The organism is Marinobacter sp. L-80 (genome assembly GCF_056859395.1).
Genome location: NZ_JBSXOI010000042.1, coordinates 81,982 through 92,847 on the forward strand (window position 1 = coordinate 81,982; position 10,866 = coordinate 92,847).

At 55.7% G+C, this 10,866-nt stretch carries 13 protein-coding genes; 7 read left to right on the top strand and 6 right to left on the bottom strand.

The annotated features are described in order from the left end of the window. Positions 1-43 precede the first annotated feature (43 nt). The gene (locus tag AC13E3_RS03120) at positions 44-271 is read left to right on the top strand and encodes a hypothetical protein (RefSeq protein ID WP_324123730.1); all 228 of its coding nucleotides are present in this window, start codon (positions 44-46) and stop codon (positions 269-271) included. Here AC13E3_RS03120 and AC13E3_RS03125 read toward each other — a convergent pair. Then, a complete protein-coding gene (locus AC13E3_RS03125; RefSeq protein WP_008172469.1) occupies positions 249-1,820 on the bottom strand; it encodes an inorganic phosphate transporter in 1,572 nt (523 codons plus the stop codon). The two genes, AC13E3_RS03120 and AC13E3_RS03125, sit on opposite strands and share 23 nt — an antisense overlap. Before the next feature lie 226 nt (positions 1,821-2,046). On the opposite strand from AC13E3_RS03125, the gene AC13E3_RS03130 reads away from it, so the two are divergent. From AC13E3_RS03130 to AC13E3_RS03140, 3 genes are read left to right on the top strand one after another with little or no spacing between them, the layout of a single operon-like run. Beyond that, positions 2,047-2,646 carry an NUDIX hydrolase gene (locus tag AC13E3_RS03130; protein ID WP_482901697.1) on the top strand — a complete coding sequence of 200 codons (600 nt, stop codon included), beginning with the start codon at positions 2,047-2,049 and terminating at the stop codon, positions 2,644-2,646. Next, complete coding sequence (locus AC13E3_RS03135) at positions 2,636-3,166, top strand: MBL fold metallo-hydrolase (RefSeq protein WP_254775529.1); 531 nt, start codon at positions 2,636-2,638, stop codon at positions 3,164-3,166. The genes AC13E3_RS03130 and AC13E3_RS03135 overlap by 11 nt, the downstream gene beginning before the upstream one ends. After that, positions 3,130-3,354 (top strand): MBL fold metallo-hydrolase, encoded by a 225-nt coding sequence (locus AC13E3_RS03140; RefSeq protein ID WP_254775530.1) that lies wholly within the window; start codon positions 3,130-3,132, stop codon positions 3,352-3,354. Before AC13E3_RS03135 ends, AC13E3_RS03140 begins: the two co-directional genes overlap by 37 nt. Here AC13E3_RS03140 and AC13E3_RS03145 read toward each other — a convergent pair. From AC13E3_RS03145 to radD, 4 genes are all read right to left on the bottom strand, one after another. Continuing rightward, positions 3,349-4,263: a DUF4124 domain-containing protein gene (locus AC13E3_RS03145; RefSeq protein WP_482901698.1), complete on the bottom strand. Its 915-nt coding sequence runs from the start codon at positions 4,261-4,263 to the stop codon at positions 3,349-3,351. The two genes, AC13E3_RS03140 and AC13E3_RS03145, sit on opposite strands and share 6 nt — an antisense overlap. Before the next feature lie 139 nt (positions 4,264-4,402). Then, a complete protein-coding gene (locus AC13E3_RS03150; protein WP_482901700.1) occupies positions 4,403-4,858 on the bottom strand; it encodes a metallophosphoesterase family protein in 456 nt (151 codons plus the stop codon). Positions 4,859-4,874: 16 nt separating this feature from the next. Further along, a complete protein-coding gene (locus AC13E3_RS03155) occupies positions 4,875-5,357 on the bottom strand; it encodes an FKBP-type peptidyl-prolyl cis-trans isomerase (protein ID WP_008172475.1) in 483 nt (160 codons plus the stop codon). Between the two features lie 89 nt (positions 5,358-5,446). Continuing rightward, entirely contained in the window at positions 5,447-7,204 is a 1,758-nt protein-coding gene (gene radD, locus AC13E3_RS03160) for a DNA repair helicase RadD (protein ID WP_482901699.1), read from the bottom strand. A 228-nt stretch (positions 7,205-7,432) separates the two neighbouring features. Between radD and AC13E3_RS03165 the strand changes: the two genes are divergently transcribed. The 3 genes from AC13E3_RS03165 (at position 7,433) to AC13E3_RS03175 (ending at position 9,145) form a co-directional block, all read left to right on the top strand. Beyond that, positions 7,433-7,819 (top strand): DUF4398 domain-containing protein, encoded by a 387-nt coding sequence (locus AC13E3_RS03165; RefSeq protein ID WP_041645509.1) that lies wholly within the window; start codon positions 7,433-7,435, stop codon positions 7,817-7,819. A gap of 27 nt (positions 7,820-7,846) precedes the next feature. Beyond that, positions 7,847-8,656: an outer membrane lipoprotein YfiB gene (yfiB, locus tag AC13E3_RS03170; protein ID WP_424005554.1), complete on the top strand. Its 810-nt coding sequence runs from the start codon at positions 7,847-7,849 to the stop codon at positions 8,654-8,656. Between the two features lie 282 nt (positions 8,657-8,938). Next, entirely contained in the window at positions 8,939-9,145 is a 207-nt protein-coding gene (locus tag AC13E3_RS03175) for a cold-shock protein (protein ID WP_008172483.1), read from the top strand. Between the two features lie 150 nt (positions 9,146-9,295). On the opposite strand, the gene AC13E3_RS03180 is transcribed toward AC13E3_RS03175, so the two are convergent. Further along, complete coding sequence (locus AC13E3_RS03180; protein ID WP_405416968.1) at positions 9,296-10,585, bottom strand: hypothetical protein; 1,290 nt, start codon at positions 10,583-10,585, stop codon at positions 9,296-9,298. Between the last annotated feature and the right edge of the window lie 281 nt (positions 10,586-10,866).

Consider the following 10,866-nt stretch of genomic DNA (forward strand, 5'->3'; position numbering starts at 1 on the left):
AGCTTTAAACAGAGAGGACGGAACAGTGGGTTTCAAGGATCTTGTGGCGAAGCTTGACGATATTCTGGGCGACCATGACAAGGGTAAGTCCCTGGAGCTTGAAGAACTGAAGCGGCTTGAAGAGCGGCTGGTGGAGAAACAGGAGAAATACCGCGACCGACTGACTTCCGGCGCCCCGGGGGAAACACCCGCTCAAACAGAAGTTCGCCTGCGAGTCGTTGAGGCGCAACTTGCCAAACTGAGAGAGCTTATGGAAGAAGCATCCCCCTGATCGTGAAGAAAAGCATAGCCGCTAACAGTCCCGATAATGGAACGGTGACAATCCAGGCAGCCACAATCCTGAACACCGCTGATCGCTTTACCAGCTCCTGGCGATAAACCTTTTTCAGACCCTTGCGATCGCTTTTCGAGATCGGTGCCGTGCCACCATTATTCCTCTTGAGGTTCTGTAGAATTTGCCCCTTCTCCTCAAAGGAAGCTTCCTCGAACTCCTCCAGCACCCGCTCTACTTTCTCCCGGTCCTCTCCGGCATAGTGCGCCTCGATCTCATCAATCTTCTGGCGATAGGTCGTTTTGAGATGTTCGCGCAAAAAGCCAACGCCAAACACACCCCCTATCGCAATATGCGTTGAGCTCACCGGAAGGCCTAACTGACTGGCAACGATAACCGTAACCGCCGCAGCCATCGCTACGCAGAAAGCCCGCATCCGGTCGAGCTCCGTTATTTCCGAACCTACCGTGCGTATGAGCTTGGGGCCAAACAGTGCCAGGCCAAGCGCGATACCAAGTGCACCCACCAACAACACCCAGCTGGGAATCGCGGCCTTGGACGCTATTCCGCCCTGAAGCACGGCTTCATTGATCGCGGCCAGCGGGCCGACTGCGTTGGCAACGTCATTCGCGCCGTGGGCAAAGCTCAGAAGCGCGGCCGCAAAAATCAGCGGGATAGTAAAAAGGCCATCAACGCCCGCCTTGCTGTTTTCCACCTCGGCGGAGTGGCGGTGAATCAACCATTTTGTAAGCCACCACACGATGGCTCCGACGATTGCCCCCAACCCAACGGCGGGGAGTAACCCGATCTCGACAATCTTGCTTAATCCCTTCAACGCCAGATAGGTCGAAAAGACCCAGGCCATGATTGCAACGAACAGGGGAACGTTGTGTTTCGCAGCTTGGGCAATATCCCGCTTGTAGGTAATCCGGCGCTTGATAAGGTATAGAGACAAGGCTGCAATGGCACCGCCAAGCACCGGGGAAATAACCCAACTGGCAGCGATCTGGCCGAACTGGCCCCAATCAACAATGCCCGAGCCTCCGGCAGCGATGCCCGCACCCATAACACCACCAACAATTGAGTGTGTCGTGGAGACTGGCGCGCCCACGTATGTGGCAACATTCAACCACAGTGCAGCAGCCAGCAAAGCGGCTATCATGAGCCAGATGAAGGTGTCGGCATCGCCAATCAGGGCAGGATCAATAATCCCCTTTTTTATCGTGCTCACCACATCGCCACCGGCGATAAGCGCGCCGCTGGCCTCAAAGATCGCGGCAATGGCGATTGCACCCGCAAGCGTAAGAGCCTTGGAACCGACGGCAGGGCCTACGTTATTGGCGACATCGTTTGCGCCAATATTCATCGCCATGTAGCCGCCGATCATGGCCGCTGCCACCAGCATGACCATGTTTGGCGCATCCGCCCCTATCGAGCGGACATACAACATGATGCCGACAATGAAGATCACGGCCACACCGAGGCGAAGCACCTCGGCGCGCCCATAACGGGTTGCCCGTTCTATGGCATTGATCTGCTCCAGCTCCATCAGCCTACCGCCAAGGTGTCCATCATTGGTGCGATAACCGGTGACTTACCGTTCGCTTCAATACAATGTAGACCAAAGCCAGAAAATTTTGACCGGTTTTGCGCACGGCGAAGGAGCCGACAATAGCCAGCGGGCCGTCAGATTGAAGTTTTGAATATCGGGATTGCGTCTAGCCTGTGCAGGATGTGTTTAACTATAACCAACCATTACCAGAGGATAGTCTTTCTTGACCTCGAAATCCTGGCTAAGCCATTTGCGCCCCCACAAGATACCGTTTCGGCGCCGATTCGCCCGAGCGTCCGTCGCCCTTATCTTTCGAAGCACAGAAAACGGCGGCAAGGAGTTGCTCTTTATCCAGCGGGCCCGTCGGGAGGGTGACCCCTGGTCTGGCGACATGGCTTTCCCGGGCGGCCGCCTGCAACCTGAAGATGCATCTGCACGAGCCGCTGCCGAGCGGGAAACACTGGAAGAAACCGGCATGAATCTGAGGCGCCACGGCCGCTTTCTCATCCGGCTGTCCGACCTGGTCACCCGCCATCACAGCCGCTGGCGCCCGATGGTGGTCACCCCCTATGTGTTCGAGTGGCGCGGACCGAAGTCGGTCTCGACGAATCACGAAGTCGAGCGAGCGGTCTGGGTGCCGATGGACTACCTCGGCGCAGACGCGAACCAGGGCCGACTTTCCTGGCGCACGCCCCTGGGCACACTCAACATGCCCTGTTGCCGTTACCAGGATGCCTGCATCTGGGGATTAAGCTACAGCATGTTGCAGGAGCTATTGGCATTGGCCCCTGACAAGAATGAGAGTTCGATCCATGACCGTTGACCGTAATCGCCTTGCCGCTCTCGCTGCGGAACCTCATTTCTATCGGGGCAGGTACCGCAACCTGGAGCCAGTCCCCCGACATGGCATTGGCGATTTTATGCGCTGGCAACTGGCCCCGGGCCGCAACTTCCCGAAGGGAAAACGCTTCACGCTGCTGCGGCCAGATACGCATTCCCTGATGAGTCCGCCCGAAGAACCACAACTGGTCTGGCTGGGTCACGCCTCGTTCCTGTTCCAGTATCGTGGTCTGAACGTGCTCACCGACCCGGTACTGTCGGAACGCGCCAGCCCCTTTCAACTGGTCGGGCCGAAGCGTTACACACCGCCGGCCCTGACGGTAGCAGACATGCCGCCGATTGATTTGGTGCTGATTTCCCACAACCACTACGACCACCTTGATGAAAAAACCGTGCGCCAGTTACACCGGCGCTTCGGAGACAACCTGCGCTGCTGCCCATTGGGGCCTACGACCCGCGCTGGTTCATGGCGCCGGTGCACGTGGCCCCGGAAGAGGCGGTGAGCATTCATCAGGATATCGGTTCCCGACAGTCGGTGGCGATGCACTGGGGCACGTTCGTGCTCACCGACGAGCCCATGGACGAGCCACCCCGACGGCTAAGAGCCGCCCTGGAGCGACAAGGGCTGAACGAAACGAACTTTCGGGTGATGCAGCACGGGGAAGTCTGGTCGCCGGCTTCGAACTTATAACCTGACGACGCCCTCTCCCTGATCGTGCAACCAGCGCCGCCAGTCGAGGGCCAGCATGCTTACACCACCAATGTAATTGTCGTTGACCAGATAATAGGAGATGGTGCGATCTCCCCGATTAAAGTTGTGCATCAGGCGCACCACAAAGTTTCTTCGGGTAGGTTTGGACATCAGGAAATACACGAACTGGCCAGACTGGGCCCGCAGGCTTCCGCGCCCCGACAGATCAGAATGTCGCCACTTGTTGCTTGGCAGCTTCAATAGCTGATCGATGCCCGCCAGACGGCCCTGTTCAAGTGCCTGATCAACCACCCACTGATTTTCACGGTGGCGCTCAAAATACAAGCCGGATTCATCGCGCTCAATGGTCTCCATCTGCTCTGCCAACCCTTCGTTCAGCCAGGCTGGCGCATAGGGAACGATGGTATCGACAACCGCATGACTCACTTCGTGCTTGATGGTTTTGAAGGTGAGATTTCTGTTTTTACGAACATAGACGACGATCTGGTGTTCGGAAGGTATGTAAAGCCCGTAAGAGGCAACAGCCATCCCCCTGTTCCGACGGACGAGGTAGTTACGGTATGCCGCGCTGTCTTTGAGAATCAGAATATTGACCGGCACCGTCCGGTGCATATCAAAAGACATCACCCGGTCGAAGAACTCATAGACGTTGTTAACGCCTTCAACGATCTGCTGGTGTTCCGCTTCGCTCAGCTCAACATCAACAGTTCTGATATCGATCTCAAAACGCGACCATTCCGAGGCACGTGGCTTAACATTGACCACTTCCTGCGCGACCCGGTGATCCTGCCGATCGCCGAAATGCACCTGGCCGTTTTCATCCACCCATTTATAGATCTTTGCAGAAACCGGGCACGCAGCCATCATAAACAGCGTTAAAACCACCACTGGATAAACGGCTTTCCTTAACCTTTTAATCACTGCGCCTTACCCGATAAAAATTGAAAGTTAGTCTCGAAACCCAAAATGGTTCGGCGAAAGAACGGTGCCGCCAACACCGGTAGATTTAGTGTAACGCCATTTTCGATCAGGTACGCAGTTCAATAATCTCACCAGTCACACCGTTTTCATTCACTACAAGCCGCCCCACCGTAATCGGCAAAGTAAAGCGCCTGGGGCCTGCGCCACCGGGATTGAAGTACAGCACATCGCCAATCCACTCGTTGCGGGGTTTGTGGGAGTGGCCAGCAATCACCACGCGGTAGCGGCCTTGCGGATCGAAGTCGAGGGTTTTGACATCGTGGAGCATGTAAAGGGCCTGGCCGAGAAACTCCAGATCTCGAGTGTCGGGAAGCTCGGCTGCACGGCCGGATTTATCGATATTACCGCGGATGGAAATGACCGGCGCGATCGCCTCGAGCGCGTCCAGAACGTCGTCCCGCCCGACATCGCCGGCATGCAGGATGACCTCCGAGCCCTTCAAGGCTTCCAGGGCTTCTGGACGCATTTTGCTATGGGTATCTGCAATCACGCCGATCTGCATGCCTGCCCTCACATGCTTAGTGGTGATGCCCGCCCGGGCCATGCGCGTGGCCGTGGGCTATCTCTTCCGAGGTCGCGGCGCGCACGTCAATCACCTCAATATCAAAGGTCAGGGTTCTGCCGGCCATCGGATGGTTGGTGTCCACATCGGCAAATTTGTGGCCCACCTTGGCAACAACCACGTGGCGAGGCCCCTGCTCGGTCTGAACCTGAGCAACCATGCCCGCCTTCCAGCGTTTGGCCCCCATCAAATGCTTGATCGGCACCCGCTGGATGGCATCGGGCTTGCGGGGCCCATAGGCTTTATCGGGAGTGACAGTCACACTGAAGGTATCGCCGGCATCGCGACCTTCCAGGGCTTCTTCCAGGCCCTTGATGATGCCGCCATGGCCATGCAGGTAGGCGTTCGGCTCGCCGCCGTGGGAGTCTTCAACAGCGTTGTCTTGCTCATCACGAACGCTGTAGTGGAACAGGACGACCTGATTCTTTTCAATTGGCATAGGGTTCTCTTCGATGATTTTAGATACGCCATTATAACGAGCAGCGGAGCTGACTGCAGGCAAGTAAAAGCAGGACAGGAAAACCGGGCCTAAACTTCATTCGCCTTCCGAAACTGCCCCAGATAATCAAAAACCCGTTCCTGCACCTGCCAATAGTGCTTCTGCTTACGCGCAATCACGAAATCCGGTGCCGGCAATAAGGCCTCCAGCTCAAGCACCTCATCCGCTGAGCTGAACGCTTTCGGGGCCTGGCTATTGGCAAAACGACGCCCGAACAGTCTGTTAAAAACAGCGCGTTGGCCCGGCTTGCTGAAATCAAACGACTCGCCGAGCTCTTCCCCATTTTCCCCGTGATAGGTGATCTTCAACTTGCTGCCATCGGCGACCAGCGATATCCCGGCGCAGCGGATGACCATGGTATCCTTTAGTTTCAGCGCATCCCGGAGCTGGTCATCCGGGTCGATGATGGCTTTCTGGCACTGGTGGCAGTTGCGGGCTGCAATATCATTCTCGGCCCCGCAATGCGGGCACTCCTTGAAGCGGAATCGGTAATCGCACTGTTGCGGGCGTTCATCCTGAACCCCGTCAACCGGCTCCAGCAGCCCCTGACAACGGCGGCCGTAGTGCTCGATCACACGGCCATCACCGTCTGTTTTGCCCCAGAAGATATTGGCAAACCCGCAGCCCGGGCAGAACACCTGCACCGGCTCACTATCAGGGTTCGGTTTCGGCTCCCCCACCTCCGGGTGATGCAGGTTTACATGGTTGCCGGCGTAATCAATTACCAGGCAATCCTGCTTGCCTTCGTCCAGACGAAGACCACGGCCCACAATCTGCTGATAGAGACTCACCGACTGGGTGGGCCGAAGAATGGCGATGAAGTCCACATGGGGCGCATCAAAGCCCGTGGTGAGCACAGACACGTTCACCAGATATTTCAACTGCCTCTGCTTGAAGCGCTGAATCAGCAAGTCCCGATCCTTCAGATCGGTGGCGCCCGTTATCAAGGCAGTTTCGTGTTCTGGCAGGTACCCGGCGACCTCCCGCGCATGCTCCACGGTGGCCGCAAAGATCATCACGCCCTGACGCTCGGCAGCCAACTCCACAACCTGCTCAATGATCGCCCGGGTCACGCGCTTGTGTTTGCTCAGCAGCTGGTTAACGTCCCTCTCGGCGTATTCGCCAAAGCGGTCCTGGGGCAGCGCAGAGAAATCGTATTGCGCCACTGCCGCGTTCACCAGCTCCGGCCGGGTGAGATACCCCCGGTTGATCATGTAACTCAGGGGCAGCTCGTAAATGCAGTGCTGAAAGGGCTTGTCATCCTCGCCCCGAACAAAGCCCCGATAGTGATAGCGATAGATCCAGCCCATGGCCAGACGGTATGGCGTCGCAGTCAGCCCGAGCACTTTCAGAGAATCGTTCTGTTGCCGCAAGAGCTCTATGATGCGCTGATACTGACTGGTTTCTTCCCCGCTGACCCGATGGCATTCATCGATAATAACCAGCGAGTATTGGTCCCGAAACTGATCCAGGTTCGCCGATACCGACTGCACACTGGCAAAGGTCACCTGGTGGTGACTTTCCTTCCGCTTCAGCCCGGCGGAGAAAATTCCGCCGGTTAACCCGTAGCTCTGGTACTTGGCGTGATTCTGCTCCACCAGCTCCTTTACGTGGGTTACCACCAGGATCTTTCGCTTTGCGAGACGCGCCAACTCGGCAATAACCAGGCTTTTCCCCGCACCGGTTGGCAGCACGATAACGGCGGACTCATCGGTTTTCCGAAAATGAGCCAGCGTGGCGTCAACCGCTTCCCGCTGGTAAGGCCGGAGTTTGAAAGGAGCGTTCATTTTGGAGGGCTTACTCGTTCTCAGACAGTGTGTTTCGGCTGTTAATGTTCATTGATAAATGCTCATGTGCACAACACCACTGACTGCTATCTTTGAATTGAGGAAGTAGAGGCGTTTGAGCTGACAGATACCCTGAGTTCTCCTCCAGGTCCATTACCACAGATCAGCAACCTGACTGGATTAAAGGAATCAGTCAGGCCTCCGTTTTCCAGTATAAGGAGATATTGCATGAGCAATTATATGTCGATATTGGGCGCCGTCGGGATCGCCGGCATAGCCGTCGCTATCACCGGTTGCGCAGGCTCCGTGGAGCCCCCCACCTCTCAAATGCGAGCCGCCGAATCTTCCGTTCAACAAGCGGTGTCATCCGACGCAAGAAACTTTGAGCCAGTGCTGCTGAATCAGGCCCAGAACAAGCTTGCCGATGCCGAAGAGCTCATCGACGATGAAATGAGCGAGGAGAATTATCAGAAAGCACTGCACCTTTTGGAACAGGCATCCGTCGATGCTCAGCTGGCCGGCGCGCGTGCCGAAACTGCAAAGGCCAAACAGGCTGTGGAAGAGATCAACAGGAACATTGAGTCTCTTCGCCAACGCATGAATGGAAGCCAGTAAGGGCGCCAGCTTAAACAGGAGATTGATATGAATAATCGATACATGATTTTGAGCATGGTTGTCGGCTTTTCCATCTTCATGGCCGGATGTGCCAGTGCGCCCAAGGACAATCAAATGGTTGACGAAGCAAAGGCGGCCTATGAGGATATCAGAACCGATCCAGACGTTGCCCGCAGTGGCGACCGCCAGCTGAGAAGCGCCAGGGATCAACTTGCCCGCGCTGAGCGATTACTGGAAGAGGGTGCCAGCACCGCGGAAATCGAGCATGCGGCCTACCTGGCCAATCGCCATGCCGAGATTGCCCGGGAGCAGGCCGAACGCGCCAAGCTGCAGCAACAGATAAACTCCGCCGAAGAAAGACGCAAGGAATTGGAGTTGCAGGCTCGCTCTGCAGAGGCTCAGGCTGCCCAGCAGGAAGCTGCTGAATTGCGCCGTCAAATGGAAGCTATGCAGGCCGAACAGACAGACCGTGGCATGGTACTTACCCTGGGTGACGTTCTGTTCGACCTGAATCGTGCTGAACTGAAACCTGCCGGGGAAACGACAGTAGGCCGCCTGGCTGAATTCATGGCTGAATATGAAAACCGTCGCGTGCGCGTGGAAGGCTACACGGACAGCACCGGAGCAGAATCTTACAACCAACAACTGTCAGAGCGTCGGGCTGAGGCTGTAAGAGAGGCCCTGATGGATAGAGGTATTAATCGGGCCCGGATTGAAGTGCAGGGATTCGGGGAACAATACCCGGTTGCGACGAACGAAACATCCGCAGGGCGCCAACAGAACAGGCGGGTAGAGATAGTGATTTCCGATGCGGACGGAAATATAAAAGAACGTTAGAACGCGAATGCACACCGGAACAGAGTGTTTGCCCAGCAAACAAGTCTGTTCCGGTTTTTCGCAACAGTTGAAAACTTTGCTATGCAGGGCCTCCTAATTAGCGTACTGTCCTTCTCGTTGGAAAGATCTAGCAAAGCATTTCACGAATAAGACCTCTTGTGTTGCCACACCTTTTGTCCTGTTTTTGATCCTGCACGTTTTTTTATTTCCCGCATATCGCTGATCAATGATCACAACGATCCTTTGACGGCACCTTATTGATTAATTTCAGGATAACTATTTATGTCTACAATTACCGGCAACGTTAAGTTCTTCAACGAAGCAAAAGGTTTTGGTTTTATTACTCGTGAAGGCGGCGCAGACGTCTTTGTTCATTACAGCAATATTCAGGGTGGCGGTTTCAAAACTCTGGCCGAAGGCCAGGAAGTTGAGTTCACCGTGACTCAGGGCCAGAAAGGCCCGCAGGCAGAGAACGTTATTGGCCTGTAAATAACAGCCAATACGTGATCAAAAAAGGCAGCCTCAGGGCTGCCTTTTTTATTTGAAAGAAGACGGGCAAGATCGCTGCTGGCACCCTACCCGTTTATTTTCGATATGCCGTTTACCTTGCCGATGAATGTTGCAGTTTACGAGTTCCTGTTAACAGGGCTCTGAGGGGCTGCACAATACAACACGGAAGAGCCCATTCTTGCCGTCTGGCCCCACAAAAGAGCCGTCTGGTTGCAGGCCGGATATACCATCTTCATCAAATCGCAATGACACAATCATTTCGGCCGGCGCAGCCATTTTGAAATCCAGGATTTCGGTCACAACACCATAATTGACGCCATCAACCGCGAACTGCTGCCTTTCCCTCGCGATCACGCGGGTATAACCTGAAGGGCTGGAGGCAAGCAGCAGACTCTTTCGGTTATTGATGTCCGCCTCATCGCTCGCCCGGAATGCCGCCCAGGATTGCCGGCTGAACGCCAATCTGGTTGTGTTCGAGCCCAAGCTAACAGCAAGCTCCACACCGGAAGCATCCGGCAAACCTCGAACGGGATCCCCCTCCTGGAAAAACACCTTCGTGGTGGCACTGGTTCCGTCGTTGGTCCAGACCAGCAAAGCGTCTTCCTGATCCAGGGTGCCCGAGTTGACCAGGAAGGCCACGGAGTCGTCGGCGCCCACCTCGAACGAGTTCGCGCCGCCAATGAAACCGGTGACCTCAAAGAGCGAGCCATCATCCAGCAGGAGCGTCTGCTCGCTACGGCTGATCCGGGTAAAATCACCGTTACCCAGCGAATCGGTGTAGATGCCCCGATTGGCCGGCCCGGAAACCCCTCTAAGGGCGTAGTAGAACACTTCACCGTTATCGGTCAGCAGAGGTCTCGCCGAGTTCAGATTATAAATAAAGTCCCGCGCGGAGCCGCCAGCCTCCCGCACGACTTCCCGATAGCTGCCATCGGCATTACGGACGTATATACCGGTATCCTCCGAGCCGGCCAGCGCAGTCCCGTCCGCGTTTTGAAGCGACAGCCCAAACACCAGTTGCTCTGCCTGGTTGCTGTCGAAATCGAGGGAACCAAAGTTTTTAGGCTCGAGATTGCCAGGAAGTAGCGTTTCACCGGCCTTTAACGATTGGGCCTTCTGCCCCAAGCCTGTGATCGTCCAAAATGCGCTGCCCGCTGGATAAAACGAATCGTCTGCCACTTTGAAGGCATCCGTGTTCGACCCGGGCTTAAAGGTAATCGCACCATTGCCGTCTGAACTCAAGGACGAGAATAACCGATTACCCTGGATATTCTCTGTAAAGTAGATATTTCCCGCATCCAGTGTCGGAAACTCGGTGCCATTCCTCGCAGGGTCGCCTTCCCGGGCGATCACAGACGTTGTGCCGGCATTGCTGCGTAACAGCACCTCATTGTTAAGCCCATCGACCTGATCCGTCACCGAGCCCGATTACTGGTTCAGGATACCGCCGAAGATGATTTGACCGGTGTTATCGATCAGTACGTTGAAAAAACCGTTGTAGGTAGCATCGCTTGAGGGCAGCGTGGCGTCGTCGGCCTGGATCAGGCTCAGGCCCGCGCCCGAAGAGTTATGGTGATTTCTGGTGTATGGAAGCAGGTTGAAGGGGTGGCGTATCCTGTTGGTTGATCACCGCGACGATCACAACCAACAGAGGAATGATACGCCATGTCCAAGTCTAACCTGCATGCTCTTTCACAACC